Annotated in this window: 28 protein-coding genes; 5 read left to right on the forward strand and 23 right to left on the reverse strand. The window is 61.5% G+C overall.

Annotated elements, in window-relative coordinates; all coding sequences use genetic code 11:
- The first annotated feature begins 21 nt into the window (after positions 1 to 21).
- Positions 22 to 1,242, forward strand: coding sequence for a bifunctional 2-C-methyl-D-erythritol 4-phosphate cytidylyltransferase/2-C-methyl-D-erythritol 2,4-cyclodiphosphate synthase (locus tag NKI97_RS06490; RefSeq protein WP_352750108.1), 1,221 nt, complete (start codon positions 22 to 24; stop codon positions 1,240 to 1,242).
- Positions 1,239 to 1,748 carry a CinA family protein gene (locus NKI97_RS06495; protein WP_352448937.1) on the forward strand — a complete coding sequence of 170 codons (510 nt, stop codon included), beginning with the start codon at positions 1,239 to 1,241 and terminating at the stop codon, positions 1,746 to 1,748. The genes NKI97_RS06490 and NKI97_RS06495 overlap by 4 nt, the downstream gene beginning before the upstream one ends.
- Here the strand turns inward: NKI97_RS06495 and NKI97_RS06500 are convergent.
- The 11 genes from NKI97_RS06500 to eno form a co-directional block, all read right to left on the reverse strand.
- Positions 1,724 to 2,185 (reverse strand): type II toxin-antitoxin system RatA family toxin, encoded by a 462-nt coding sequence (locus NKI97_RS06500; RefSeq protein ID WP_023675079.1) that lies wholly within the window; start codon positions 2,183 to 2,185, stop codon positions 1,724 to 1,726. The two genes, NKI97_RS06495 and NKI97_RS06500, sit on opposite strands and share 25 nt — an antisense overlap.
- A 12-nt stretch (positions 2,186 to 2,197) precedes the next feature.
- Positions 2,198 to 3,163: a lipoyl synthase gene (gene lipA / locus NKI97_RS06505; RefSeq protein WP_352448938.1), complete on the reverse strand. Its 966-nt coding sequence runs from the start codon at positions 3,161 to 3,163 to the stop codon at positions 2,198 to 2,200.
- 137 nt (positions 3,164 to 3,300) lie between these two features.
- Positions 3,301 to 3,558: a GlsB/YeaQ/YmgE family stress response membrane protein gene (locus NKI97_RS06510; RefSeq protein WP_352448939.1), complete on the reverse strand. Its 258-nt coding sequence runs from the start codon at positions 3,556 to 3,558 to the stop codon at positions 3,301 to 3,303.
- A gap of 98 nt (positions 3,559 to 3,656) precedes the next feature.
- Positions 3,657 to 5,102, reverse strand: a complete 1,446-nt coding sequence (lpdA, locus tag NKI97_RS06515) for a dihydrolipoyl dehydrogenase (RefSeq protein WP_352507415.1) — start codon at positions 5,100 to 5,102, stop codon at positions 3,657 to 3,659.
- A gap of 11 nt (positions 5,103 to 5,113) precedes the next feature.
- Positions 5,114 to 5,752: an SGNH/GDSL hydrolase family protein gene (locus NKI97_RS06520; protein WP_352750109.1), complete on the reverse strand. Its 639-nt coding sequence runs from the start codon at positions 5,750 to 5,752 to the stop codon at positions 5,114 to 5,116.
- The gene (locus NKI97_RS06525; protein ID WP_352833164.1) at positions 5,749 to 6,168 is read right to left on the reverse strand and encodes a hypothetical protein; all 420 of its coding nucleotides are present in this window, start codon (positions 6,166 to 6,168) and stop codon (positions 5,749 to 5,751) included. The genes NKI97_RS06520 and NKI97_RS06525 overlap by 4 nt, the downstream gene beginning before the upstream one ends.
- Before the next feature lie 17 nt (positions 6,169 to 6,185).
- Complete coding sequence (locus NKI97_RS06530) at positions 6,186 to 7,562, reverse strand: pyruvate dehydrogenase complex dihydrolipoamide acetyltransferase (protein WP_352448943.1); 1,377 nt, start codon at positions 7,560 to 7,562, stop codon at positions 6,186 to 6,188.
- Between the two features lie 18 nt (positions 7,563 to 7,580).
- The gene (locus NKI97_RS06535; RefSeq protein WP_352448944.1) at positions 7,581 to 8,984 is read right to left on the reverse strand and encodes a pyruvate dehydrogenase complex E1 component subunit beta; all 1,404 of its coding nucleotides are present in this window, start codon (positions 8,982 to 8,984) and stop codon (positions 7,581 to 7,583) included.
- Positions 8,985 to 8,999: 15 nt separating this feature from the next.
- Positions 9,000 to 9,989: a pyruvate dehydrogenase (acetyl-transferring) E1 component subunit alpha gene (gene pdhA, locus NKI97_RS06540; RefSeq protein WP_352448968.1), complete on the reverse strand. Its 990-nt coding sequence runs from the start codon at positions 9,987 to 9,989 to the stop codon at positions 9,000 to 9,002.
- A gap of 222 nt (positions 9,990 to 10,211) precedes the next feature.
- Positions 10,212 to 10,532 carry an FtsB family cell division protein gene (locus NKI97_RS06545; RefSeq protein WP_023675088.1) on the reverse strand — a complete coding sequence of 107 codons (321 nt, stop codon included), beginning with the start codon at positions 10,530 to 10,532 and terminating at the stop codon, positions 10,212 to 10,214.
- Positions 10,533 to 10,666: 134 nt separating this feature from the next.
- Positions 10,667 to 11,941 carry a phosphopyruvate hydratase gene (eno, locus tag NKI97_RS06550; protein WP_352833167.1) on the reverse strand — a complete coding sequence of 425 codons (1,275 nt, stop codon included), beginning with the start codon at positions 11,939 to 11,941 and terminating at the stop codon, positions 10,667 to 10,669.
- A gap of 202 nt (positions 11,942 to 12,143) precedes the next feature.
- Here eno and NKI97_RS06555 point away from each other — a divergent pair, with 202 nt between their 5' ends.
- A complete protein-coding gene (locus NKI97_RS06555; protein WP_352833170.1) occupies positions 12,144 to 12,266 on the forward strand; it encodes a hypothetical protein in 123 nt (40 codons plus the stop codon).
- A gap of 62 nt (positions 12,267 to 12,328) precedes the next feature.
- Here the strand turns inward: NKI97_RS06555 and NKI97_RS06560 are convergent, their stop codons facing one another.
- The 7 genes from NKI97_RS06560 to NKI97_RS06590 form a co-directional block, all read right to left on the reverse strand.
- Entirely contained in the window at positions 12,329 to 12,694 is a 366-nt protein-coding gene (locus NKI97_RS06560; protein WP_023675091.1) for a PRC-barrel domain-containing protein, read from the reverse strand.
- 122 nt (positions 12,695 to 12,816) lie between these two features.
- Positions 12,817 to 13,668: a 3-deoxy-8-phosphooctulonate synthase gene (kdsA, locus tag NKI97_RS06565; protein ID WP_352833173.1), complete on the reverse strand. Its 852-nt coding sequence runs from the start codon at positions 13,666 to 13,668 to the stop codon at positions 12,817 to 12,819.
- Positions 13,665 to 14,549, reverse strand: coding sequence for a VOC family protein (locus NKI97_RS06570; RefSeq protein ID WP_352471832.1), 885 nt, complete (start codon positions 14,547 to 14,549; stop codon positions 13,665 to 13,667). The genes kdsA and NKI97_RS06570 overlap by 4 nt, the downstream gene beginning before the upstream one ends.
- A 305-nt stretch (positions 14,550 to 14,854) precedes the next feature.
- Positions 14,855 to 15,142 (reverse strand): Dabb family protein, encoded by a 288-nt coding sequence (locus tag NKI97_RS06575; protein ID WP_254817185.1) that lies wholly within the window; start codon positions 15,140 to 15,142, stop codon positions 14,855 to 14,857.
- 103 nt (positions 15,143 to 15,245) lie between these two features.
- The gene (locus NKI97_RS06580; RefSeq protein ID WP_292655342.1) at positions 15,246 to 15,380 is read right to left on the reverse strand and encodes a hypothetical protein; all 135 of its coding nucleotides are present in this window, start codon (positions 15,378 to 15,380) and stop codon (positions 15,246 to 15,248) included.
- A 373-nt stretch (positions 15,381 to 15,753) separates the two neighbouring features.
- Positions 15,754 to 17,733 carry a bifunctional 2',3'-cyclic-nucleotide 2'-phosphodiesterase/3'-nucleotidase gene (locus NKI97_RS06585; protein ID WP_352815526.1) on the reverse strand — a complete coding sequence of 660 codons (1,980 nt, stop codon included), beginning with the start codon at positions 17,731 to 17,733 and terminating at the stop codon, positions 15,754 to 15,756.
- Between the two features lie 131 nt (positions 17,734 to 17,864).
- A complete protein-coding gene (locus tag NKI97_RS06590; protein ID WP_352833176.1) occupies positions 17,865 to 19,130 on the reverse strand; it encodes an NAD(P)/FAD-dependent oxidoreductase in 1,266 nt (421 codons plus the stop codon).
- A gap of 180 nt (positions 19,131 to 19,310) precedes the next feature.
- Between NKI97_RS06590 and NKI97_RS06595 the strand changes: the two genes are divergently transcribed.
- Entirely contained in the window at positions 19,311 to 19,967 is a 657-nt protein-coding gene (locus tag NKI97_RS06595) for a 5-formyltetrahydrofolate cyclo-ligase (protein ID WP_352833179.1), read from the forward strand.
- A gap of 12 nt (positions 19,968 to 19,979) precedes the next feature.
- Here the strand turns inward: NKI97_RS06595 and NKI97_RS06600 are convergent, their stop codons facing one another.
- Complete coding sequence (locus NKI97_RS06600) at positions 19,980 to 20,453, reverse strand: Lrp/AsnC family transcriptional regulator (protein ID WP_023675099.1); 474 nt, start codon at positions 20,451 to 20,453, stop codon at positions 19,980 to 19,982.
- Between the two features lie 156 nt (positions 20,454 to 20,609).
- Between NKI97_RS06600 and ald the strand changes: the two genes are divergently transcribed.
- Positions 20,610 to 21,725 carry an alanine dehydrogenase gene (gene ald / locus NKI97_RS06605; RefSeq protein WP_352747277.1) on the forward strand — a complete coding sequence of 372 codons (1,116 nt, stop codon included), beginning with the start codon at positions 20,610 to 20,612 and terminating at the stop codon, positions 21,723 to 21,725.
- Positions 21,726 to 21,973: 248 nt separating this feature from the next.
- On the opposite strand, the gene NKI97_RS06610 is transcribed toward ald, so the two are convergent.
- From NKI97_RS06610 to sseA, 4 genes are all read right to left on the reverse strand, one after another.
- Positions 21,974 to 22,441, reverse strand: a complete 468-nt coding sequence (locus tag NKI97_RS06610; protein ID WP_023675101.1) for a DUF1203 domain-containing protein — start codon at positions 22,439 to 22,441, stop codon at positions 21,974 to 21,976.
- A gap of 77 nt (positions 22,442 to 22,518) precedes the next feature.
- Positions 22,519 to 23,325, reverse strand: coding sequence for a 4-hydroxy-tetrahydrodipicolinate reductase (dapB, locus tag NKI97_RS06615; protein WP_352448952.1), 807 nt, complete (start codon positions 23,323 to 23,325; stop codon positions 22,519 to 22,521).
- Positions 23,326 to 23,476: 151 nt separating this feature from the next.
- Positions 23,477 to 24,040 (reverse strand): GNAT family N-acetyltransferase, encoded by a 564-nt coding sequence (locus tag NKI97_RS06620; RefSeq protein WP_352448953.1) that lies wholly within the window; start codon positions 24,038 to 24,040, stop codon positions 23,477 to 23,479.
- Positions 24,041 to 24,045: 5 nt separating this feature from the next.
- Positions 24,046 to 24,897, reverse strand: coding sequence for a 3-mercaptopyruvate sulfurtransferase (gene sseA, locus NKI97_RS06625; RefSeq protein WP_023675104.1), 852 nt, complete (start codon positions 24,895 to 24,897; stop codon positions 24,046 to 24,048).
- Between the last annotated feature and the right edge of the window lie 6 nt (positions 24,898 to 24,903).

The following is a 24,903-nucleotide window of genomic DNA, read 5'->3' on the forward strand; positions in this document are numbered from 1 at the left end:
TCATGCGCTAAGCGTCTCGGCATGAGAGATGTAAGCGAAAAGCAAGCTGCGGACGACAAGGTCGCGGTGGTCATCGTTGCCGCCGGCCGCGGCGCGCGCGCCGGACAGGCCAATGGACCGAAGCAGTACCAGCAGATTGGCGGCGGCGCCGTTATCGCACGCACGCTCGACGCCTTTCTGACGCATCCGAAAATTGGAGCTGTCGTCGTTGCTATACATGCCGAAGACGACGCGCTTTTCCGCCGCGCCGCCGGCGCGAACGCCGACCGTGTCGTCGCGGTGATCGGCGGTACGTCACGGCAGGAGTCCGTCCGGCTTGGACTGCTGGCGTTGAGAAGCCATGCGCCGAGCCGGGTGCTGATCCATGATGCTGCTCGGCCGTTTGTCGACGCGGAACTGATAGACCGCACGATCGCCGCCATTGGCGAGCGCCAGGGAGCACTGCCTGCCTTGCCCGTTGCCGATACGCTGAAGCGCGAAACGGCCGAAGGCATGATAGGCGAAACCGTGTCCAGGGCCGGGCTTCATGCCGCACAGACACCGCAAGGCTTTCCGTTCTGGCCGATCCTGGCTGCGCACGAAAAGGCTCATCATCTGGGCAAAGCGGATTTCACCGACGACGCGGCAATCGCCGAATGGGCGCATATTCCGGTGAAGATCGTTCCCGGCTCGCCGGACAATGTCAAACTGACCTGGGCACGGGATATTGCAATGGCGGATCAGCGACTTTCCAGCGCCCCACGTTTTCCCGACATCCGAACCGGCAATGGCTATGACGTGCATGCCTTCGAGCCCGGCGACCATGTCACCCTGTGCGGCGTCGCCATTCCACACGACAGGAAGTTATCCGGCCATTCGGATGCCGATGTCGGTCTCCATGCCTTGACCGACGCCCTGCTGGCCACCTGCGGCGCCGGTGACATCGGCACGCATTTCCCGCCCTCCGACCCGCAGTGGAAAGGGGCCGCTTCACGCATCTTCGTTGAACACGCGGTGAAGCTGGTGCGCGCGCGCGGCGGGCGCATCGCCAACGCCGACATCACCCTGATCTGCGAGGCGCCGCGCGTCGGCCCACATCGCGAGGCAATGACCGAAGCGCTTTCGGCAATGCTGCGAATTTCGCGCGATCGCATCTCGATCAAGGCGACAACCAATGAGAAGCTCGGCTTCGTCGGCCGTGAGGAAGGCATAGCGGCCATCGCGACCGCCAGCGTTGTGTTTCCAGGGGATGTCCCCGAGTGAGCAATAGCGATCTCGCAGATGCCCTGCTTCAGGCCTGCCAGCAGCGCGGCATCATGCTGGCGACGGCGGAGAGCTGCACCGGCGGCATGATCATCGCCGCGCTGACCGACATCGCCGGCTCTTCCGCGGTGGTCGATCGCGGCTTCATCACCTATTCCAACCAGGCCAAGACCGAGATGCTCGGCGTCTCGGCCGCTACACTCGAGGCGCACGGCGCGGTCTCGCGCGAGACTGCGGTGGAGATGGCGGCCGGAGCCTTGGCGCATTCGCCGGCCGGGCTCGCCCTGGCGGTGACTGGCATCGCCGGTCCGGACGGCGGCTCTGCGGAAAAACCTGTCGGCCTGGTCTGGTTCGGCGTTGCCGTGGCTGGCCGGCCGGCAGTCAGCGAATGCCAGCTGTTCGCCGACAAGGGCCGTGATTTCATCCGCCGGGAGACGGTCCGACATGCGCTTGAACTGGGTCTACGCGCGCTCGCCGCGGATCAGGCTGCCGATGGCGCGCCGTAGATGATTTCGGCACGTTTCTCGAACGCCTCGGAGAACATGCGGAAGGCGCGGTCGAACATGGTTCCCATGAGCGCACCCAGAATGCGGCTCTTGAACTCGTAGTCGATAAAGAAACAGACGTTGCAACCGCCGCCGTCCGCCGGGTCGAAGCGCCAGACATTGCTGAGATATTTGAACGGGCCGTCGATATATTTGACGTCGATGGCGTTCTCGTCAGGCTTCAGCAGCACCTGCGTGGTGAAAGTCTCGCGGATCGCCTTGTAGCCGATGCTCATGTCGGCGATGAGCAAGGTGCGTCCGTTGCGTTCCTTGCGCGAGCGAACCGTAAGTGCCTCGCAAAGCGGCAGGAATTGCGGATAGGATTCGATATCGGCAACCAGAGCGAACATCTGTTCCGGCGTATGCGCAACGCGGCTATGGGCTTCGAATTGTGGCATGAAACCAGTGGGTTAGGCGGACTTTTTGAGAAACGCTTCGCGCGCCGCGCGCAACCTGGCAAAGTCGTCCCCGGCATGGTGCGACGAGCGCGTCAGCGGGCTCGACGCCACCAGCAGGAAGCCCTTGGTCCTGCCGATCGTCTCAAAGGACTTGAATTCCTCCGGCGTGACGAAGCGGATCACCGGATGGTGCTTCTTCGACGGCTGCAGATATTGGCCGATGGTCATGAAGTCGACATTGGCCGAACGCAAATCGTCCATCAGCTGCAGGATTTCGTTCCGCTCCTCGCCAAGGCCGACCATGATGCCGGACTTGGTGAAGATCGAGGGGTCGAGTTCCTTGACCCGCTGCAAGAGCCTGATCGAGTGGAAATAGCGCGCACCCGGCCGAACAGTCAGATAGTTCGACGGAACGGTCTCGAGATTATGGTTGAAAACGTCCGGCTTGGCCGCCACGACGATCTCCAGCGCACCGTCCTTGCGCAGGAAGTCGGGCGTCAGGATTTCGATCGTAGTCGATGGGGTCGCTGCCCTGATCGCACGGATGACATCGGCAAAATGCTGGGCCCCGCCGTCGGCGAGATCGTCGCGATCGACGGAAGTGATGACGACATGGCTCAAGCCCATTTGCTTGACCGCATGCGCGACACGCGCCGGCTCGTCGGGATCGAGTGCGGTCGGGATGCCGGTGGCGACATTGCAAAAGGCGCAGGCCCGCGTGCAGATCTCGCCCATGATCATGAAGGTGGCGTGCTTCTTCTCCCAGCACTCGCCGATATTGGGGCAGCCCGCCTCTTCGCAAACCGTCACCAGTTTGTGAGACTTCACGATTTCGCGCGTCTCGGCATAGCCTTTCGACATCGGCGCCTTGACGCGGATCCAGTCAGGCTTGCGCAGTACGTCCTGATCCGGCTTGTGCGCCTTTTCGGGATGCCGCAGGCGCGGCGCATTGGCAATCGTGTCGAGGACGGTGACCATGTGAAACCCGGCTCATTGGCAAGCGCTTGTCCAGCGCTCGCTCTACCCACGTCATCTAGGACTTTTCGGCGAAAAGAAAAAGGCCGCGATCACGCATGCCGCGGTGGCCTTTTTCGCATAGCAAGTGCCGACAGAGGTTAGCGGCGCACCAGTCGTCCGACCGCAATCAGAATGCAGGCACCGATGAAGCCGGTGATCAGATAGGCGATCCAGCCGACGCCGAAGATGCCGATGTTCAGGGCCTGCAGGATGGCGTTCAACACGATTGCGCCGACAATGCCGAGAACGATGTTCATGAGGATGCCGGTGTTGCTCTTCATGAACATTTCGGCGAGCCATCCCGCCAGGCCGCCGATGATGATGGCTGCAACCCAGCCCACGCCGTTCATTTCCATATGCCCTCTCCTTGTATGATGGATGATGCCTGCGAAACGAATTGCTCTGCCGTCGAGTTCCTTTGTGTCTTCCGTGTGAGACTCGCCCAACTAATTTATCATGCATTCAGTGCGCGGCCATAGGCGTCGAGTACACTCTCCTTCATCATCTCCGACAGCGTCGGGTGCGGGAAGATCGTGTGCATCAGCTCTTCCTCGGTGGTCTCCAGATTCATCGCCACGACGAAGCCCTGGATCAGTTCGGTTACTTCTGCGCCGACCATATGGGCACCCAGCAACTGGCCGGTCTTCTTGTCGAAAATGGTCTTGACGAAGCCTTGGTCCTCGCCGAGCGCAATCGCCTTGCCGTTTGCCGCGAACTGAAAGCGGCCGACGCGGATGTCCTTTCCGTCGGCTTTCGCTTTGGCTTCCGTCAGTCCGACCGAGGCGACTTGCGGATTGCAATAGGTGCAGCCCGGGATCTTCAGCTTGTCGATGGCATGCACGCCGGGGAAATTGGCGATCTTTTCCACACAGACCACGCCCTCATGCTCGGCCTTGTGGGCGAGCATCGGCGGTCCGGCAACGTCGCCGATGGCGTAAACGCCCGGCACATTGGTCTTGCCGTAGCCGTCGACGACGACGCAACCGCGGTCCGTCTTCACGCCGAGCGTCTCGAGGCCGAGGTTCTCGATATTGCCTTGTACGCCGACGGCCGAGATCATGCGATCGGCGGTGATCTTCTCGACCTTGCCGTCCTTCATCTCGACATGCGCGGTGACCGAGTTAGTGCCCTTCTCGACCTTGGTCACCTTGGCTTCTAGGATGATCTTCATGCCCTGCTTCTCGAACTGCTTCTGCGCGAATTTCGAGACCTCGGCGTCCTCGACCGGCATCACAGCCGGCAGCAGTTCGACCACCGTCACCTCGGCGCCCATGGTGCGGTAGAACGAGGCGAACTCGATGCCGATGGCGCCCGAGCCCATCACCAGCAGCGATTTCGGCATCTCTTTCGGCACCATCGCCTCGAAATAGGTCCAGATCAACTTGCCGTCAGGCTCGATGCCGGGCAGCGCGCGCGGCCTGGCGCCGGTCGCCAGGATGATGTGCTTGGCGCTATAGGTGCCCTCGCCCTTGACGCCCTTGGGCGCCGGCGGCTGCGGCTCCATCGGCTTCTTCGACGATTTCGACACGACGATCTCGCCGGGTTTCGTCAGCTTGGCTTCGCCCCAGATGACGTCGACCTTGTTCTTCTTCATCAGGAAGCCGACGCCGCCGTTGAGCCGCAGCGAGACCTTTCGCGAGCGATCGACGACGGCGGCTGTGTCGACGCCGACCTTGCCATCGATCTTCAGGCCGTAGTCCTTCAGATGATCCGAATAGTGCATGATCTCGGCGGAGCGCAGCAGCGCTTTGGTCGGAATGCAGCCCCAGTTGAGGCAGATGCCGCCCAAGTGCTCGCGCTCGACGATCGCCGTCTTGAAGCCAAGCTGGGCCGAACGCACTGCAGTGACATAGCCGCCGGGGCCGGAGCCGATGATGATGACGTCGTAGTTCTCAGCCACGGCTTTCTCCTTCACAATTCCAACATGAGGCGCACGAGCGGCGCCAGCGCTTGCCCGACGTTCCGCGTGTTTTCCGCGTCCAGGTGGACGCCGTCGAGCGGCGTGGTTTTGGCCACCGTGCCGGCATCGAAGAAGCCGCAGCCGGCCTCGTCGGCAAGGGCGGAATATTGCGGCGCCAGCCGCTTTGACGCGTCATCGCCGCCGGCGAACATTTCCTTGAACTCGGCGTTTTCCGTGCGGCTGACTACGGGCGGCGCGACGATCAGGATCTGCGGCGCCGGCCAATCGAACGGGTAATCGTGACCGCACACGATGTCGATCAGGCGTTGCATGCCTTGTTTGGCCGCGACCGGATTACCGTGAATCCACGGCTTCATATCGTTGGCTCCGAGCATGATGACGATCAAGTCGATCGGTGCGTGCGTCGTCAGGATTGTTGGCAACAGCCTTGCGCCATTGCGGTCCGCCCCGGCCAAGTGATCGTCGAAGGCGGTGGTTCGGCCATTCAGGCCTTCGGCGATGACCTCGACGCCGCTGCCCAATGCTGCCTGCAGCACGCTCGGCCAGCGATCCGCCGGCGGATGACGGCCGAGGTTTGCCGCGTCATAGCCCCAGGTCAGCGAATCGCCGTAGCAGAGGACCGTCTTCATGTGCCTGCCCCGCCGAAACCTGGTTGCGAGCGCGCCAATCGCCAGCGCACGAAAAGCCACTGGACCAGCACTGTAGCGATGCCCGGCAGAACGAGACCGGCGACTATGGGAAGATCGCCCGACCACTGGCTCTTGCCTGGGGGCTGGGAGAAAGTCCAGCCGATCAGGGCAACTCCAACGAGCACAAAAAACGCTACCCCTATGATCGCGGTCAGTTTTGTTGCCCGTCGTGGGTCCGACATGAATTGTGCGATGAAGAATGCGAGCGTCGCGAAGATGGTGACGAGAGCCGAGATCATGAGTACAAGGATGTACTCCACGTCGGCCTTGGTGGCGACGGCGAGCCACTGCGCCACCAATCCGCCCGCCAAACCGGAAAGAAAGAAGGCAAAAAGGCTGGTGAAGAATTTCCGCACCGCCCTGTTCCCTTCTCTTAAACCAGCATGCCCATCGGGTTTTCGACCATGCGTTTGAAGGCGACGAGCAGCTCGGCGCCGAGCGCACCGTCGACGGCGCGGTGATCGGTCGACAACGTCACCGACATGATCGTGGCGATCTTGATCTCGCCGTTCTTGACCACCGCGCGTTGCTCGCCGGCGCCGACCGCCAGGATCGTCGCATGCGGCGGGTTGATGACGGCAGAAAAATCCTTGATGCCGAACATGCCGAGATTGGACACCGCCGTGGTGCCACCCTGATATTCTTCCGGCTTCAGCTTGCGGCTGCGGGCGCGGCCGGCAAGATCCTTCATCTCGTTGGAGATGACGGACATCGTCTTTTCGTCAGCACGCCGGATGATCGGGGTGATCAGGCCGCCGGGGATCGATACGGCAACGCCGACATCGGCGTGCTTGTGCTTGATCATGGCGTTTTCTGTCCATGACGCATTGGCATCCGGAACCGCCATCAGCGCCATGGCAAGAGCCTTGATGACCATGTCGTTGACCGACAGCTTGTAGGCCGGCGTTTCGCCCTTCTCGGTCTTCTTCACCGGCGCGGCCGCATTGATCTGCGTGCGCAGGGCCAGAAGTGCGTCGAGCTCGCAGTCGAGCGTCAGATAGAAATGCGGGATGGTGGTCTTGGCTTCGACCAGCCGCCTCGCAATGGTCTTGCGCATATTGTCGTGCGGGATCAGCTCGTAGGAGCCTTCGGCAAACAGTTTGAGCACCTGCTCGTCCGACATCGCCTTGGGTGCTGCGGCCGCAGGTGCCGGAGCGCCGGCGGGCGCCGCTTTTGCTGCTGGTGCCGCCTTGGCGCCGCCACTGGAAATTGCGGCATCGACATCGGCCTTTACTACGCGGCCGCGGGGGCCGGAGCCTGTCAGCGCCGCGACATCGACGCCGGCTTCCCTGGCAATGCGCCGGGCCAGCGGCGAGGCGAAGATGCGCTCACCGCTTGCGTGGCCGTTGGCGACCGGCACCGCTTCCGCCTTAGGCGCAGGTGCGGCAGGCTCCTGCTTCGACGCTTCGGGCTTTGATGTTTCAGCTTTGGGGGCTTCCGCTTTCGGAGCCTCAGCCTTGGCCGGCGCAGCGCCATCACCGCTTTTGGCGGCAGAAGCAGCATCCTCGCCCTCGGCAGCCAGCACCGCGATCAGCGCATTGACCTTGACGCCTTCTGTGCCGGCCGGAACCACCAGCTTGGCGACCGTGCCCTCGTCGACGGCTTCGACTTCCATCGTCGCCTTGTCGGTCTCGATCTCGGCAATCACGTCGCCGGGCGAAACTTTATCGCCTTCCTTGACCAGCCACTTGGAAAGATTGCCCTCTTCCATTGTGGGCGACAGCGCCGGCATGGTGATGTTGATCGGCATTTTGTCCTCCCGCCCTGCTCAGCGATACGTGACGGCTTTGACCGCCTCGACGACCTCGCCGACATTGGGCAGCGCCAGCTTTTCGAGGTTCGCCGCATAGGGCATCGGCACGTCCTTGCCGGCAATTGTAATGACCGGTGCATCGAGGAAATCGAAGGCGCGCTGCGAGACCTGATTGGCGATATGGTCGCCGACCGAGTTCTGCGGAAAGCCTTCCTCGACCACCACGAGGCGATTGGTCTTTTTGACCGAGGCGATGATCGTGTCGAAGTCGAGCGGGCGGATGGTGCGCAAGTCGATGATCTCGGCATCGATGCCCATGCCGCGCAACTCCGCCTCCGCCTTGAGCGCGTAGGTCATGCCGATGCCGAACGAGACGATGGTCACGTCCTTGCCGGATTTGTGAATGCGCGCCTTGCCGATCGGCAACACGAAATCGTCCATCTTCGGCACGTCGAAGGAGTGGCCGTAAAGGATTTCGTTTTCGAGGAAGATGACCGGGTTCGGATCGCGGATCGCCGCCTTGAGCAGACCCTTGGCGTCGGCGGCGGTATAAGGCATCACCACCTTCAATCCAGGAATATGGCTGTACCAGGCGGCATAGCACTGCGAATGCTGCGCGGCGACGCGGGCAGCAGCGCCGTTCGGACCGCGAAAGACGATCGGGGCGCCCATCTGGCCGCCGGACATGTAGAGCGTCTTGGCGGCTGAATTGATGATCTGGTCGATCGCCTGCATGGCGAAGTTGAAGGTCATGAATTCGACGATCGGCTTCAGGCCGGCCATCGCCGCGCCAACACCAACGCCGGCAAAGCCGTGCTCGGTGATCGGCGTGTCGACCACGCGTCTCGGACCGAATTCCTGCAACAGGCCCTGTGTGATCTTGTAGGCGCCCTGGTACTCGGCGACTTCCTCGCCCATGACGAAGACGTCGCCGTCGCGGCGCATTTCCTCCGCCATTGCGTCGCGCAAGGCTTCACGCACTGTGGTCGAGACCATTTCGGTGCCGGCCGGGATGTCCGGATCGGCGGCAATTTCCAGCTTGGGCGAGGCGGCAACAGGTGCTGCCGCTTCGTTCTTGGCCGGAGCAGCCGCGGGCGGCGGAGCCGCCGCGGGCGCTTCCGCTTGCGACTCAATAGCCTCCTCGCCGATACCTTCGCCTGCCTCGTCGATGTCTTCGCCATCGACGGCCAGCACAGCGATCAGTGTGTTGACCTTGACACCCTCGGTGCCGGCAGGAACCACGATCTTGGCAAGCGTGCCGTCGTCCACGGCTTCGACTTCCATCGTTGCCTTGTCGGTCTCGATCTCGGCAATGGCGTCACCGGCCGCAACCTTGTCGCCCTCTTTCTTCAACCACTTGGAAACGTTACCCTCTTCCATGGTCGGCGAGAGGGCGGGCATGAGAATTTCGATCGGCATGTCCTTGCCCTCTCGTTAAAGTACGATGTCGGTCCAGAGCTCGGACAGATCCGGCTCCGCGTCGTTCTGGGCAAATTCTGCGGCGTCGGCGACAACGTCGCGGACTTCCTTGTCGATGGCCTTGAGCTCGTCCTCGCTTGCCCATTTCTTGTCGAGCAGCCGCGCTTTGACCTGCTCGATCGGGTCACGTTCGGAGCGCATTTTCTGCACTTCTTCCTTGGAGCGGTATTTTGCCGGATCCGACATCGAATGGCCGCGGTAACGATAGGTCTGCATTTCGAGAATGAGCGGCCCGTTGCCGGCGCGGCACCATTCGGCGGCGAGGTCGCCGGCTGCCTTTACAGCGCGCACATCCATGCCGTCGACCTGGATGCCTGGAATCTTGAAGGACGCGCCGCGGTGCGAGAAATCCGTCTCGGCCGACGAGCGCGAGACCGAGGTGCCCATGGCGTAGCGGTTGTTCTCGATAATGTAGATCACCGGAAGCTTCCACAGCGAGGCCATGTTGAAGCTTTCGTAGACCTGGCCCTGGTTCGCCGCGCCATCGCCGAAATAGGTCAGCGTCACATTGTTGTTGCCGCGATAGCGGTTGGCGAAGGCAATGCCGGTGCCGAGCGACACTTGCGCGCCGACGATGCCGTGGCCGCCGTAAAAATGCTTCTCCTTGGAGAACATGTGCATGGAGCCGCCCTTGCCTCTCGACAGGCCGCTACGGCGCCCGGTCAGTTCGGCCATGACGCCGCGCGGTGACAACTCCATGGCCAGCATATGACCATGGTCGCGATAGGCGGTGATCATCTGGTCGCCGTCGATCAGCGCCATCTTCATGCCGGTAACGACCGCTTCCTGGCCGATGTAGAGGTGGCAGAAACCGCCGATGAAGCCCATGCCGTAAAGCTGGCCGGCCTTTTCCTCGAAGCGGCGGATGAGCAGCATGTGCCGGTAGGCGGCAAGCTCCTGGTCTTTGGTGAATTCAACAGGCTTCGGGGTGGAAAGGCCCGGCATCTTGCCGTCTGATTTGGATTTGGCAGGCGCTTTTCTGGTGGCGGTGGCCATGCATCACTCCCTGTTGGCGTCTCTTGGCGGACAGCGAGGGAGATCAGTTCTCCCACCGATTTGAGACAGGCTAACATGCAGGGAAGGCTTTCGCCATGCCGAAAACGCATGGCTGTCATGCATCTAAGCAGTTAAAATCATTGCAAATATCGCTGATTAACTGAGATCAGGTTATCTTGCGACCGGCAGCATGATGGTGATCTCGTCGGCGTGGGACAGATTAAGCGCCTTGCGCGCCTGCTCGTCCAGCATGTCCTTCTCCAGCGTGCCCTCATGCATCAGCTGAACGCGGCGCTCGAGATCGATCCGGCGCGCCCTGACGGCATCGAGCCTGCCCTGCAATTCGGCAGTCTCAGCTTCGAGCTGATACTTGGAATAGATGCCGAACTCGCCATGATAGGCATGGAAACCGAAATAAGTCAGGAACACCACGCAGAGCGAGGGGATGATCAGCCGGCCGGTGTTTCTTTGCTTGTGCTGGCGTGTCCACATGGTCCGAATCCTCTACGCCGCCTTTGTCGCCCGATTGTGCTTAATGGACGGTTACAGCCTGTTGGATTCAGAGCCTGGAAGCAAAAAAGGGCGGGAATGTCCCCGCCCTCGTCGCCACGGTTTTTCTCTCGAAATCAGATTTTCACGATCGACTTGCCGGCATATCGCGCCTGCTTGCCGAGCTCCTCCTCAATGCGGATGAGCTGGTTGTACTTGGCCATGCGATCCGAGCGCGACAGCGAGCCCGTCTTGATCTGCCCGCAATTGGTGGCAACGGCGAGGTCGGCGATGGTCGAATCCTCGGTCTCGCCCGAGCGGTGCGACATCACCGCGGTATAGCCGGCCTTGTGCGCGGTCTCGACGGCGTCGAGCGTTTCGGTAAGCGAGCCGATCTGGTTGACCTTGACTAGGATCGAATTGGCGACACCCATGCGGATGCCGTCGCGCAGCCGCGCCGTGTTGGTGACGAACAGATCGTCGCCAACCAGCTGCGTTTGCTTGCCGATGAGATCAGTCAGTATTTTCCAACCGTCCCAATCATCCTCGGCCAGGCCGTCCTCAATGGTGATGATCGGGTAGTCTGCAGCGAGTTTGGCTAGATATTTGGCCTGCGCCTTCGGGTCGCGGGTTTTCCTCTCGCCTTCATAGACGTAGTTGCCATCCTTGAAGAATTCGGTCGCCGCGCAGTCGAGGCCTAGCGCAACCTCCTCGCCGGGCTTGAAGCCAGCCTGCTCGATCGATTCCATGATGAAGTCGAGCGCGGCCGGCGCGCTCTTCAGGTTGGGGGCAAAGCCGCCCTCGTCGCCGACATTGGTGTTATGGCCGGCGTCCTTCAGCTTCTTTCGCAGCGTATGAAAGATCTCCGAGCCCCAGCGCACGCCGTCGCGCAGCGTCGGCGCGCCGATCGGCAGGATCATGAATTCCTGGAAATCGATCGGGTTGTCGGCATGCGCGCCGCCATTGATGATGTTCATCATAGGCACCGGCAGCACATGGGCCTTGGTGCCGCCGATATAACGATAGAGCGGCAGGGCGGCCGCTTCGGCCGCTGCCTTGGCCACAGCCAGCGACACGCCGAGGATGGCATTGGCGCCGAGCCGGCTCTTGTTGGGCGTACCATCGAGCTCGATCATGGTCTGGTCGATATGGATCTGATTCTCTGCCTCCATGCCGCCGATCGCCTCGAACAGCTCGCCGTTCACCGCCTCGACCGCCGTGAGCACGCCCTTGCCGAGATAGCGGGGGCCGCCATCGCGCAGTTCGACCGCCTCATGCGCGCCGGTCGAGGCGCCGGACGGCACCGCGGCGCGACCCATCGAGCCGTCTTCGAGCACGACGTCGACCTCGACGGTCGGATTTCCGCGGCTGTCCAGGATTTCACGCCCGACAATGTCGATGATGGCCGTCATTGCGATGTCCCCGATTGATCGATTGAAGCGTCGCGCACCTCTTAGCCAAAGCGCCGCAAAACGCAATCGGGGCACTTGCAAATATTGCCCGTGCGCTACGGATTCACGAAGCACGAAGCGCTGTCATCATTTGTCATACGCGGCATGCCGATTTCTGGTTTATGGCTGTTGTCGCGCGGGGCGAAACAGGAGGAGTTTCGCCATGTCCCAGTTGAGCGGTATTGTGAGTTTGTTCCTGATCGCGGCTGCGTTCCTGACGTCGTGCGACAATCAGCAACCCCCGCAGGGATCGTCGCCTTTGCAGGCCCTGCAGATTGCGCAGTAGCATCCCGCCACATCGAAAGGCCCCCGATTTCCCGGGGGCCTTTTTGATTCCAGGAGACTTAGTCAGTGCCAGTAAGGCTCGACCTTGTAGTAGTTGTATGAGGCGTCACGCGCGGCCTCGCCGTCGGCGCCGGTCAGCTCGTTGATCGAATAGGAAGGAGCGGCCATCAGCTGGTCTTTGGTGAACGGCACCACATAGCCGCCCTTGTTCTCATCATAGTCAAGGCTCGCCCACGGAATGGCGTGGTATTTCTCGCCGATGCCGAGAAATCCGCCAAAACCGATCACGGCAAACATGATTCCGTTCGACAGTTTGTCGAGCATGACGTCCTCGATGTCGCCGATATGAGTGCCTTCCGTATTGTAGACCGATGTGCCGATAACCCGCGAAGCGGCGATGGCTTCGGTGTGTCCCGTCTGGGTCGTCATGGTGTGCTCCTCGTCGTCGTTGACATTAGATTTTGACAATGAGGGCCGCGGGCTAAGGTTCCAGGCGGGTTCGAAATTCTTCAAAGTTTTCTTGGCGGCGCTGCTGTGGCGCAACTGCTGGTTCAACTCACGCTTTTGGCAATGCGATCGAACGCCATCAGCCGTTCAAGCAATGCGGGAAGATCCTTTAGCGGCACCATGTTGGGACCGTCGGAAGGCGCGTTGTCGGGGTCCTGGTGCGTCTCGATGAAGACGCCGGCGACGCCAACCGCGACGGCCGCGCGCGCCAGCGTCTCGACAAAGCGCCGGTCGCCTCCAGACGAACCGCCCTGCCCACCCGGCTGCTGCACGGAATGGGTGGCATCGAAAATCACCGGCGCGCCGATCTCGGCCATGATCGGCAGCGCCCGCATGTCGGACACCAGGGTGTTGTAACCAAAGGATGCGCCGCGCTCGGTGACCAAGACATTGGCGTTGCCGGAGCCGATGATTTTGGCGACGACGTTCTTCATGTCCCACGGCGCGAGGAATTGCCCCTTCTTCACATTGACCACCTTGCCGGTTTTTGCCGCAGCAATCAGCAAATCGGTCTGGCGGCTGAGGAAGGCAGGAATCTGCAGGATATCGGCATGAAGCGCGACGATCGCGCATTGTTCCTCAGTGTGGACGTCGGTCAGGATCGGCAGCGAAAAATTCTCGCGCAAGTCGTCGAAGATCGGCATTGCCGCTTCAAGTCCCGCACCGCGCGTGCCGCCAAGCGATGTGCGATTGGCCTTGTCGTAGCTGGTCTTGTAGACGAGTCCGATGCCGAGCCTTTCAGTCAATTCCTTTAGCGCACCAGCCATGTCGAAAGCGTGCTGCCGCGATTCCAGCTGGCATGGACCGGCGATCAGCGACAGGGGCGCGCTGTTGCCGAAAATGACTTTGCCGACCGCAACGGAAGAGTTCGGCATCAGTGGATTGAGCTTGTTCATGCGATCTCCCGGAAAATGAAGGCTGCGCCCTGCCCTGGCGCCGGCGGCACGATGGTATCACCGCCGCGCATGTCGTGTTCGACGGAATTGGCTGCAAGCAGCTTTGCGACGGTGTCGCCGTGCCTAACCGAAAAGACGATCCCAGCAAAGCGGAGTTCAGACGGCGCGCCGGCAGGAATGCCGAAGCGTGCCGAATAGGCTGCAGGATCCAGAACGGTCACGACGGCATTCGGCAGCTCATAGACAGTGCCGCTCTGCGCCTCCATCCCGGCTGCGATCGAAATCACATGGCGTTGTTCGGAAGGTGCTCGGCTGACTGTCACGACTTCGACAATGCCGGTTGCGCCATTAGCGTGGGCCTGCAACGCAGTGCGGTCGACGTTCGGCGCATTGATCCGCTCGCAGGCGAAGAGAAAAGCGTCCGTTGCCTTGCCTGTAGCCGCAAAGGCCAGTTTGAACGATGCGGTGTCGCTCTTTCCCGTCGCATCGGTGAAGGCGCGCGAAAAGCTTAGCGCGTCTCCCGCCGACAGACCGGCTTCCATGTAGCGCGCGTGGTCCGCGGCGGCGCTTTCGGTGCCCAGCGCCACGGCAGAAAATCCTTCATCGCCGTTTTCTTCGCGATACGTGCGATCACGCACGACAAAGACATTGCGGTTCGCGATCGCCGTTGCCGCGGCCTGCCGGTCAGCGACCGCGAGCGGCTCGAGATAGGTGCCGTCGGTGAGGAAGACACAGCAGTTTTCGGTTCCGAAAGGGTGGATACCTGTCGGCGCAACGGTAAAGCCGAGCAAGGTCAAGCGCGCCCGCGCAACATCGAGGCTCGCGGTCGGCAACACCAGGTGATCGAGCGGATGAGGGCTTGCGGAGGTGTTCTCGGTCATGTCTCGCGCGATGTGCCTCATTCCTGAAAATGGTTCAAGGGCTTGGCCGGTGCCTCAGCGGCGATCGCAGGCCTCGGCCGCGAGGAGCCGACTTGCCGCCCGCAAAAATCATCCTAGCTCATTGCCATGGGAAGAGACCTTTTCATCGCCCTAGCCGTTATTGCGATAGCAGTTATCGCAGTGCTGATCTGGAACGCGCCAAAGCGGCCGGGCGTCGATCCGACCGAAACCTCCGCAGCTCAGACGGAGTGAAGCGGGCTACGGCGCGGAGCCCCTCCGCGACGTCAAATCTGCCTTGGGGGCGGTCAACTTGCAACGATGTCGGCCGAATAACGCAATTCGCGTAGCGGTTTGACCCGGCTGGTCGTCTCTGCATAGAGCGGATGCGCCTTGTAGGCGGCGAGCGCCGCTTCGTCCTCGAACTCGGCGTAGACGACCACATCGATCTCATCCGAGAGCGGGTCGACCTTGGTGTTGAGCGTTACCTCGAAATGACGCGAATGAGGTATCTTGCCAAGCGCCAGGAGGCCCGTGCGCACTGCCTCGACATCCGCTTTATGCCGTGCGCTGAAGAAAACGATATGCCGGATCAACCCAGCCTCCTCGACCGTTGGACCGGCGTTCTTTTGTGTCAGCGGCAGCGTGCCGTCAATCGGCAGGTTTGTCGCGTCTGCGAACCATAGCTGCGAAGAGAAACTACACCATGCTCGTTACATAGTGCACGATGCGGGTCACCTCCCTGACCGTCCTGTCGAGGTAGCGGCCCTGGTTGTAAATGCCGTCCCAGATCAGGAAAAAGGTGACGGTCGTGATGACGATGACATAACGCATGACTAAAACTAGCGCATATGGACGGTTGCAACCATAGCGATTCCAACGCTGCTGGGGACCCTCCCCGAATCTTAATGGCCTTTGTGGTCTGTCTGCTGCGATGCTTGCTGGCCAGAATGGCGCTACCGCCACAGGGCGCCTTGGAAAGATAACCCCGCTCGGCTTCGACGACCGCTTCCCGCCTCGATCGACCAACTGCCACACCATTATTCCGGCGGGATTTCGACGGACGCGCTGGATCCGGTCATGCCGCCGTCAAGCGGCGTTTCGCACCACCTGCTTGAACAGAGGCCCCCTGTCTCAAACGGATTGGCCGTATCGGGGCAGTATCTTAACGCTGAGACAGTTTCGAGCCGACGTTCAAATCCTCGCCTCAAAGAGTGATGCGGTATTTTGCAAAGCCCGCTTCGCCCTCGCCCGCCGGCTCGATCTTCAGCGACTTCACTTGCGCAATAAACTCCTTCGCCTTGGCGCCGGTCTCGAATACGACGCGGGTTCCCGGCAGTGGCGCAAACGACCAGTTGGCGTCCGCCGACGGGTTGATGGTGCCTTTGCTGACGATATAGCGCACGATCACATCGCGGTTGGTGTCGGGCGCTTCGTAGATGATCTTCGAGGCATTGATCTCCGGGAAATTGCCCCCGCCGCCGGCTCGGTAGTTGTTGGTGGCGACGACGAATTTCCGCTTGGGGTCAATCGGTTTGCCGTCGAACATCAAGTCAATGATGCGGGTCGAGCCAGCATTCACCAGCCCGCCCTTCGAATCATATTTCGGTGGCTGCGACAGATCGATCTTGTATGTGACGCCGTCGATCACGTCGAAATTATAGGATGGGAAGTCAGTGTTGATGAGCGCCTGGTCGGCTTTGCCCGGTTCGATCCGGTTGAAGATGCCGGCCGACATTTCCAGCCATTCCTTCACCTCTGCCCCGGTGATTTCAACGGCGCGCACCGTGTTTGGATAGAGGTAGAGATCGGCGACGTTCTTGATGGCGATATCGCCCACCGCCACGTCGGTGTAATAGTCGGCGCCGTTGCGCCCGCCGGCCTTGAACGGTGCCGCCGCCGACAACAGCGGCATATCCTTCCACTCTGTGTTCTTCAGGATGTCCTTCAAATACCAGGTCTGCGCCTGGCTGACGATCTGCACCGATGGATCATCGGCGACCAGCGCAAAATAGGAATAGAGCGGCGCCGAGGTTTTGCCGACCGGCCGGCGCACATAGGCAAGCGTCGCCTCGTGGTCCTGTTTGAGCGCGTCGATGATGCGCTGGTCGTCCGCGACGGTCGGCTTGTTCGTTTTGTCGACCCGCTCAAAGATCGGCCTGGCCTCAGAGGTCGCCGAGACGATTTTCCACGTCGATCCGTCGCGCTCCAGCAACAGATCGATCAGCCCCATGTGCGAGCCCCAGAAGCCGGCCATGACGGCGGGCTTGCCTTGCAACGTGCCTTTCGCCGTATCGACGGCTTCCAGCGACTGAAAGTCCTTCTTGCCGGGGAAGACCAGATGCTGGTGACCGGTGAACACCGCATCGATACCTTCGACACCGGCAACGAAGAAGGAGGCGTTCTCCATCATGTCACTTTGCTTCACGTCGATGCCGGAATGGGAGAGCGCAATGACGATGTCGGCGCCTTCTTCCTTCATTTGCGGCACCCACGCCTTGGCCGCCTCGACGATGTCGCGTGTTTTGACGCTGCCCTCGAGATTTTTCAGGTCCCAGACCATGATCTGCGGCGGCACGAAGCCGATGATGCCGATCCTGATCGGTTGCTCGGCGCCCGACCCGTCTTTGATCTTCCTGTCGAGGATGACGTAAGGCTTGAGATAAAGCCTGTCGTCACGCGGGTTCGCGGCGAGCTCCGTGCCGCGGATCAAATTCGCGCAGACAAACGGGAAATTGGCACCGGCCAGCACCTTGTCCATGAACGACAGGCCGTAGTTGAACTCGTGGTTGCCGAGCGTCGAGCATTCGTAGCCGAGCAGGTTCATGCCCTTCATAACCGGATGCAGATCGCCATCCTTCATCCCCCTCTCGTAGGCGATGTAGTCGCCCATCGGGTTACCTTGCAGAAGGTCGCCATTATCGATCAGCATCGCGTTGGTTGCTTCCTTGCGCACGGCTTCAATCAACGATGCCGTTCGCGACAGCCCCATCGTGTCGTTAGCTTTGTCGGCGTAGTAGTCGTAAGGCAGCACATTCACGTGGATGTCGGTCGTCTCCATAATCCTCAGATGCGCCTGATTGGCTTGAGCCCGGGCGGAGAACGGGTGCAGCATGATCAGCGCTCCGCTGGCGGCGACGCTGGCGAGGAAATCGCGGCGTGAGACGAGGTGGCGCAATTGGGACATTCGTTTTCTCTTTCTTCCACGACGTGACAAGTCCTGCCCGAAGCAAAGCTTCGCGCCGAAATCCAGTCGAGTCCAGAAGCCGATTCCATCAAGAGGAGGTGACGCGCCGATGAATGTCCGGCAGCGAACAATCAGCCCTTGTCGTCGTCGCCCTGCGTGATCAGCCGCGCGCTGCGCTGACCGGTGAAGTAGATCCATAGCCAACTCAGGGAAACCGCAAGCCGGTTACGAAAGCCGATCAGGAAGTAGATATGCGCCAAGCCCCATAGCCACCAGGCAAGCCGGCCGGTAAGCTTGATCCAGCCGAAATCGATGGCCGCGGCGCGCTTGCCGATCGTCGCCAGGTCGCCGTCATGCCTGTAGCTGAAAGGACGCGGTGTCGTGTCACCGGTAAGCCTTGCCTTGATCGTCGCGGCGACGTGCCGTCCCTGCTGCTTGGCGGCGGGCGCGACGCCCGGCACCAGCCGGCCATCCGGCCGCAGGACGTGCGCTGCGTCACCGATGACGAAAATCTCCGGGTTTCCCGGTACAGTGAGGTCAGGCTCGACAAGCACCCTGCCCGCGCGGTCCGCTGCCGCGCCGAGCCATTCGGCGGCCGGCGAAGCGGCGACGCCCGCCGCCCACAGGATTGTCCTGGCCGGCAAATGTGTGTCGCCGAAGACGACACCCTCGGCATCGCAGCGCGTAACCGCCCGGCCGAGTTCGACGGTCACGCCGAGCCGTTCGAGCGCCTTCGTTGCATAATCGGAGAGTTCCGGCGCGAAATTGGCAAGGATGCGTTCGCCGGCCTCAATCAGCACCACACGCGTCTCGCGCGTGTCGATGTTGCGGAACTCGCCGCGCAGCGTGTCATGCGCCAGTTCGGCAATCGTGCCGGCCAATTCCACGCCGGTCGGCCCGCCGCCGACGATCGCCAGGGTCAGCAATGCCTGGCGCTGGGCGGGATCGGTTTCCCGCTCGGCCTGCTCGAAAGCCAAAAGAATACGCCGTCGAATGGTGGTGGCGTCCTCCAGTGTCTTCAGGCCCGGCGCGAACGGCTCCCATTCGTCATGGCCGAAATAGGCGTGCCGCGCACCGGTGGCCAACAGCAACGTGTCGTAGGCGACCGCTCCGCCATCCTGCAGCAGCACGCGCTTGCCGGTGCGGTCGATGCCAGTCACAGTGGCAAGCAGCGTCGTCACGTCCTTGCGTTTGCGCAGGAGATGGCGGATCGGCCAGGCGACTTCGGAGGTTGCCAGCGCCGTCGTCGCCACCTGGTAGAGCAGCGGCTGAAAGAGGTGATGATTGCGCCTATCGATCATGGTGATGCGCACCGGCGCGCTGGTAAGTGCGCGGGTGAATTCGAGGCCGCCGAAACCGGCGCCTACGACGACGACGTGATGGTTGGCTGTATTCATCTCACTCATCCCTCTCGCCAAGGGTGATGTAAGTATCCTTGTGCAGTGCAGCAATGCCTGCGCTGCAACTGCGTGGGAGTCGTCGCTTGATGTCGTGAATACGCATGCTGCAGACTCATTCCCGGATATAGCCTACGTCCCGGATATGGCTTGGTCGGAATAGTATATTGCAGGTGAAGCATGGCTAAGAATGAAGACGAAAGCTCAGCGCAATACGCCTCGCCGCCTTGTTTTATGCACGAGCTCGATCCGGAGTTCCAAGCGCCGCTATCCGACTGGACCGACGTAAGGCGCTGGCGCAAGGCCGAGCGCGAGCGGTTGATCGTATCCCGCCTTGTCGTTTCGGCCGACACGCGCGCAGCCATGTCGCAGCGCATTGCCGAAGGGCTCGACGCGGTGATCGGCGACATCGCCGGCCGCATGGTCAGCCTCTATTGGCCGTTTCGCGGCGAGCCGGACCTGCGCCCGTGGATGGAAACCGTTAACGCGCGGGGCGGGCGCACGGCGTTGCCCGTCGTTGTCGAGAAAGACCGGCCGCTTGTCTTTCGCGCCTATACCCACGGAGACGGGCTGGAGAAGGGCGTCTGGAATATCCCGATACCGGCCGACGGTGATCCGGTGTTGCCCGACATCGTCATTTCGCCGATTGTCGGCATCGATCCTGGGCAGTTTCGCCTGGGTTATGGCGGCGGCTTCTTCGATCGCACGCTTGCCGCGATGCCCTTCAAACCGCTGGTCATCGGCGTCGGCTACGAACTGCAGCGCATCGCCACCATCTACCCGCAGCCGCACGACATTCCGATGGACCGTGTGGTGACCGAGGCAGTCAACACCTAGGCGAGTTCGGGCCTAGGCGAGTTCAGGCTTCATTCCCACGGCCGTGCGATCGACGATTTCGCGCAAGGCAAAAGACGAATTGATCTTCGTCACATGCGGCATTGCCGACAGCCACTCCTTGTGGATACGTTCGTAGTCGACGAGATCCTTTGCCGCTATGCGCAGGATGTAGTCATATTCGCCCGACATCAAATGGCAGGATAGGACGTTCGGGCAGCGCTTTATCGCTGCCTCGAAATCCGACAACGTCTTCTCGAATTGCCCGGACAGCGATATATGCACGATCGCCGTCATCTGGTGCCCAAGTGCAGCGTTGGACAGCCGTGCGTGATAGCCGCGGATGGTTCCGGATTTCTCCAGATTGTCCAGCCGCCGCGAACAGGCCGACTGCGACAGGCCAACCTTCTCGGCGAGCGCTGCGTTGGGTATCCGCCCGTCTTTCTGCAGCGTCTCGAGAATGGCGATATCAATCCTGTCGAGCGGCATTTTTGCGGGTTCCTGCGATAATTCTAATGTTTTGCGCAACGATTATCGAACAGTGGACTCTCTGGCAAGCGCATTCGCAAACACTTACCGAACGATTCGTGGTTCACTATCTCTAGACAGGGAACGAGCCCCAAAGGGCCGGATCAGGAGAAAACAATGCGCGTCGGTTGCCCCCGGGAAATCAAGAACCATGAATACCGCGTCGGCCTGACACCGGGTTCGGTCCGTGAATATGTCGCGCATGGCCATGAAGTGCTGATCGAGACCGGCGCCGGCGCCGGCATCGGCGCCGATGACAACGCGTATCGCGCCGCCGGCGCCACGATTGCCAAAACGGCCGCCGACGTTTTTGCCAAGTCTGACATGATCGTGAAGGTCAAGGAGCCGCAGCCCAACGAATGGGTTCAGCTCCGCGACGGCCAGATCCTCTATACCTATCTGCATCTTGCCCCGGATCCGGAGCAGACCAAGGGTCTGCTGGCCTCCGGCGTGACCGCAATAGCCTACGAGACCGTCACCGACGAGCGCGGCGGTCTGCCGCTGCTAGCACCGATGTCGGAAGTCGCCGGCCGCCTGTCGATCCAGGCGGGCGCAACGGCGCTGCAAAAGGCCAATGGTGGCCGCGGCGTGCTACTTGGCGGCGTGCCCGGCGTGCTCCCCGGCAAGGTAACCGTGCTCGGCGGCGGCGTCGTCGGCCTGCATGCTGCACGGATGGCCGCCGGCCTTGGCGCCGACGTCACCATCATTGACCGCTCGATCCCGCGCCTGCGTCAGCTCGACGACATCTTTGGCGGCCGCGTCCACACCCGCTACTCGACCGTAGAGGCGCTGGAGGAAGAATGTTTTTCGGCTGACATCGTCGTCGGCGCCGTGCTGATCCCGGGGGCAGCAGCGCCCAAGCTGGTGACGCGCGAAATGCTGTCGGGCATGAAGAAAGGCGCCGTGCTGGTCGACGTCGCCATCGACCAGGGCGGCTGCTTCGAGACCTCGCACGCCACCACCCATGCCGAGCCGACCTATGAGGTCGACGGCGTCATCCACTATTGCGTCGCCAACATGCCGGGTGCGGTGCCGGTCACCTCGGCCCACGCGCTCAATAATGCGACGCTGCATTATGGCCTGCAGCTCGCCGACAAGGGCATAAAGGCGCTGGTAGACGACCACCATCTGCGCAACGGGCTGAACGTCCACAAGGGCAAGATCACGAATCGCGCAGTGGCCGAAGCGCTCGGTTACGACCTGGTCGAGCCGAAGGCCGTTCTCGCCGCCTGAGCTGTCCGAATCTGCCTCTCCAGTGCCCGTCGGATTCGTCCGACGGGTTTTTTCTTATGTCGAAAAACTGAAAAGTGTCGGGCGCGCGGAATAACCGGACAACAAAAAAGCGGAGCCAAAGCCCCGCTTCCTCGGTTGTCGAAAATTCCCGCCGGTTCATCCGCGGTCGGCAAATCGATCGACAGTGTCTTTCTACCGCTTGTATGCGACGGGAGTACGACAGCCCCAAGCCGGTGCAGCCTGTCCGGTTACGCGCGGTCGATCCGGCACTGATAACAATTGTTGCGCGCCGAGCGGATGTGGACGTAAGCGATGTCGTCGCGTTCGAACAACGTCTCTGCCCGTGCGGCAATGGCGTCGGTCGGAATGACGCCGCCGCTGCCGTAAACGATGCGGTCGTCCTTGCCATAACCGCGCACAATGTAATCGCTGCTTTCGAGCATTTCGGGAAGCATTTTCCCCTCGGCGGCGCGTTCGCATTCTTTCGCATGCAGAAAGATCGGCCCCGTTTCGGCATAAGGCTGCAGCTCCGGAAAAGGCCGATAGGCCAAAACAAGATAGGCTTCTCCCACAGCAATATTTTTCAAGCAATGACGGCAAGGCACGCCGTCGCCATCCGAAAGTTGCCGCTCTGGCTTCAAGCCATAAGCATCCGGCCCGCCGCGCTGAAGTGCCCGGACAGCATTGGTTGGCAAGGCTTTGAATTTTAGCGTCATGGCAAAATCTCCGGTGTCGTCGACCGGAAATTATGCTCGCAAGGCAGAGCTTCCCACCCGATTCCTGCCGAAATGGATCAATCCATCAGCGCGTCGAGACCACGAACCAGACCTTTGATCTGCTGTACCCGTCTGATGGCGAGCAGCGTGCCCGCCACGTAAGGCGCCGCGGACGAGCCGGCGTCGTGGCGTATGGTCAGCCGCTCGTCTGGCAGACCGAACAGCGCCTCGCAGGACAGGATGTAGGACGGCAGGCGAAGCGCGTGCACTTGCACCCCCTCGCCTGCGCCGACCGCACCACCGCGTGTGGCCGGCACGCCGGAGACCTCGGAGACCGGCTTTGCCGTTGAGGCCTTGCGGATGTCGGCCAGCGCTTCAGCAAGCTCTCGTGCGGTTCCGGAGGGCGCGTCGGGCTTCTTTGCACTAGCATAATCGATGACCTCGACATCCGGCACGTATTTTGCCGCCATAAGTGCAAACCGCTTCATCAGCGTGGCGGTGATGGAAAAGTTGCCGGCGGCAACGACGCCGACGCCATTAGCGCGCGCCGCGGCGTCGATCTCGGCATAATCGGCAGCTCCCAGTCCCGACGTGCCGATCACCGTATGCCGTCCGTTGTCGATGGCGAGCAGCACATGGTCTTTCACGACATGCGGCTTGGTGAAGTCGACCAGCACGTCCGACGGCGCCTCCAGCGCCTCGGCCAGCGAGGCCGAAACGGCAATACCATTAGCCGGCATACCAACCAGCAGACCGGAATCCTGCCCCGCGCCGCTGCGTGATACAGCCCCGGCCAGCGCCATGTCGCCCTGCGCCCCGATCGCCGGAACCAGCGCTTTGCCGACCCAGCCGGTCGCGCCGGCCATTACCACGCGTATTGCCATCGTGCGATCCTCCATCACCCATCGGGTTTTTAGACGATAGCGATATGGAAAGAGCCAAGCTCATTCAAGTCGAGCTCGCCTTTGAGTGTTGATCCAGAGACTCTGGGACATTGCAAAGACAAGCTGAAGCGCGGATGAACGGGCCTGAAAATCAGGGCCGCATGACGCTGGCCGCGCGCTCGGCAAAAGACATCGGATGTACGACCTCCTTTTTTTGCGCCACTGGCGTAAAGCCGAGTTTTTGATAGAGCGGCAGTGCTGCTGGGTGATCGAGGGTGCAGGTCTGCACCGTCACCCGCTTTGGCCCGTGCGACCATGCCGCGGCGATTGCCGCACCGAGGAACCAGCGGCCGATGCCTTGCCCGGTCGCGTGCTCCATCATTCCGAAATAAGCGAGTTCCACTTCCTCCGGCAAATGCGGCTTGAGGTCGAAGAAGCCGGCCGGCGCACCATCCAGATAAAGCACCCTGATGTCGCGGTCCTCGCGGTGGATGCCCGCCGCAAGCTCCTCGTCGCTCAGCCTCAGCACATTGACCCAGTGCCATTTGCGGCCCACCCGATCCATCAAATAGCGGTAGAAATGCAGCGGAATGTCTTTGGTCTTGAGCAGCGCGATCTGGCGGTTGTACGGCAGCGGCGGCGAATACGCAGGCGGCACATGCATTTCGAGAAACGTCACGGTGACGTCGATGTCTTCCAGCGATCCGTCTTCCATCCCCGTCAGTCCTTGCCCGTCACGACGGGCGTGTCGGAAAGCCCGCCCCATTCGGTCCATGAACCGTCATAAAGCCTGTTGTCGGCATGGCCAAGCGTCTCCAAAGCCAGCGTAACAGCTGCCGCGGTGACGCCCGACCCGCAGGAGGTGACGACCGGCTTCGACAGGTCGATGCCGGCTCCTTCGATCACTTTGCGCAGCCTGTCCTTCGGCAACAATTCGCCGTTTTCCGAAAGCGCCGAAAATGGCACGTTGTGCGCGCCCGGCATATGGCCGGAGCGTATGCCGGGGCGCGGCTCCGGCTCGGTGCCGGCAAAACGGCCAGGCGAGCGCGCGTCGGCGATCTGGCTTTCCCCCGTCTCGACGATCCGGCGCATGTCGGCAAGGCTGGCGACGCGGGCGGCATCGAAGTTGGCATAAAACACGCAAGGCGCGATCTTCGTCGGCTCCGCCGTCACCGGCCGTCCGGCGGCTTTCCAACGATCGAAGCCGCCGTCGAGTATATAGACCTGGAACACGCCCATGACGCGAAACAACCACCAGGCGCGCGGTGCAGAAAAGAACCCTGGCCCGTCATAGACAACAATCGTGTCATCGGCCGAAATACCCATCGCGCCGACATATTGCGCGAAATGCTGCGGCGACGGCAGCGTGTGCGGCAGAGCCGCGTCAGGATCCGAAACCGCATCCTGGTCGAGGAAGCGGGCGCCTGGAATATGCGCTACGTCGTACTCGGCGCGCGCGTCACGCTTTTGCGCCGGCAGATACCAGGACGCGTCGACAATCGTCAGGCCGGGTTCGCCGAGCCGCTTCTGTAACCAATCGGCATCGATGGTGAAAGGACTGTCGTCGGCCATCTTTTC

The sequence above is a fragment of the Mesorhizobium sp. M0296 genome (genome assembly GCF_040321675.1).
Lineage (GTDB): Bacteria > Pseudomonadota > Alphaproteobacteria > Rhizobiales > Rhizobiaceae > Mesorhizobium.

What these genes read in the sequence shown, in the direction of transcription:
- NKI97_RS06490 (WP_352750108.1), top strand. Translation starts at nt 22, where the DNA reads ATGAGAGATGTAAGCGAAAAGCAAGCTGCGGACGACAAGGTCGCGGTG.
- NKI97_RS06500 (WP_023675079.1), bottom strand. Translation starts at nt 2,185, where the DNA reads ATGCCACAATTCGAAGCCCATAGCCGCGTTGCGCATACGCCGGAACAG.
- lipA (WP_352448938.1), bottom strand. Translation starts at nt 3,163, where the DNA reads ATGGTCACCGTCCTCGACACGATTGCCAATGCGCCGCGCCTGCGGCAT.
- NKI97_RS06510 (WP_352448939.1), bottom strand. Translation starts at nt 3,558, where the DNA reads ATGGAAATGAACGGCGTGGGCTGGGTTGCAGCCATCATCATCGGCGGC.
- NKI97_RS06520 (WP_352750109.1), bottom strand. Translation starts at nt 5,752, where the DNA reads ATGAAGACGGTCCTCTGCTACGGCGATTCGCTGACCTGGGGCTATGAC.
- NKI97_RS06530 (WP_352448943.1), bottom strand. Translation starts at nt 7,562, where the DNA reads ATGCCGATCAACATCACCATGCCGGCGCTGTCGCCCACAATGGAAGAG.
- NKI97_RS06535 (WP_352448944.1), bottom strand. Translation starts at nt 8,984, where the DNA reads ATGCCGATCGAAATTCTCATGCCCGCCCTCTCGCCGACCATGGAAGAG.
- pdhA (WP_352448968.1), bottom strand. Translation starts at nt 9,989, where the DNA reads ATGCCGGGCCTTTCCACCCCGAAGCCTGTTGAATTCACCAAAGACCAG.
- NKI97_RS06545 (WP_023675088.1), bottom strand. Translation starts at nt 10,532, where the DNA reads ATGTGGACACGCCAGCACAAGCAAAGAAACACCGGCCGGCTGATCATC.
- eno (WP_352833167.1), bottom strand. Translation starts at nt 11,941, where the DNA reads ATGACGGCCATCATCGACATTGTCGGGCGTGAAATCCTGGACAGCCGC.
- NKI97_RS06555 (WP_352833170.1), top strand. Translation starts at nt 12,144, where the DNA reads ATGTCCCAGTTGAGCGGTATTGTGAGTTTGTTCCTGATCGCGGCTGCG.
- NKI97_RS06560 (WP_023675091.1), bottom strand. Translation starts at nt 12,694, where the DNA reads ATGACGACCCAGACGGGACACACCGAAGCCATCGCCGCTTCGCGGGTT.
- kdsA (WP_352833173.1), bottom strand. Translation starts at nt 13,668, where the DNA reads ATGAACAAGCTCAATCCACTGATGCCGAACTCTTCCGTTGCGGTCGGC.
- NKI97_RS06570 (WP_352471832.1), bottom strand. Translation starts at nt 14,549, where the DNA reads ATGACCGAGAACACCTCCGCAAGCCCTCATCCGCTCGATCACCTGGTG.
- NKI97_RS06580 (WP_292655342.1), bottom strand. Translation starts at nt 15,380, where the DNA reads ATGCGTTATGTCATCGTCATCACGACCGTCACCTTTTTCCTGATCTGG.
- NKI97_RS06585 (WP_352815526.1), bottom strand. Translation starts at nt 17,733, where the DNA reads ATGTCCCAATTGCGCCACCTCGTCTCACGCCGCGATTTCCTCGCCAGC.
- NKI97_RS06590 (WP_352833176.1), bottom strand. Translation starts at nt 19,130, where the DNA reads ATGAATACAGCCAACCATCACGTCGTCGTCGTAGGCGCCGGTTTCGGC.
- NKI97_RS06595 (WP_352833179.1), top strand. Translation starts at nt 19,311, where the DNA reads ATGGCTAAGAATGAAGACGAAAGCTCAGCGCAATACGCCTCGCCGCCT.
- NKI97_RS06600 (WP_023675099.1), bottom strand. Translation starts at nt 20,453, where the DNA reads ATGCCGCTCGACAGGATTGATATCGCCATTCTCGAGACGCTGCAGAAA.
- ald (WP_352747277.1), top strand. Translation starts at nt 20,610, where the DNA reads ATGCGCGTCGGTTGCCCCCGGGAAATCAAGAACCATGAATACCGCGTC.
- NKI97_RS06610 (WP_023675101.1), bottom strand. Translation starts at nt 22,441, where the DNA reads ATGACGCTAAAATTCAAAGCCTTGCCAACCAATGCTGTCCGGGCACTT.
- dapB (WP_352448952.1), bottom strand. Translation starts at nt 23,325, where the DNA reads ATGGCAATACGCGTGGTAATGGCCGGCGCGACCGGCTGGGTCGGCAAA.
- NKI97_RS06620 (WP_352448953.1), bottom strand. Translation starts at nt 24,040, where the DNA reads ATGGAAGACGGATCGCTGGAAGACATCGACGTCACCGTGACGTTTCTC.
- sseA (WP_023675104.1), bottom strand. Translation starts at nt 24,897, where the DNA reads ATGGCCGACGACAGTCCTTTCACCATCGATGCCGATTGGTTACAGAAG.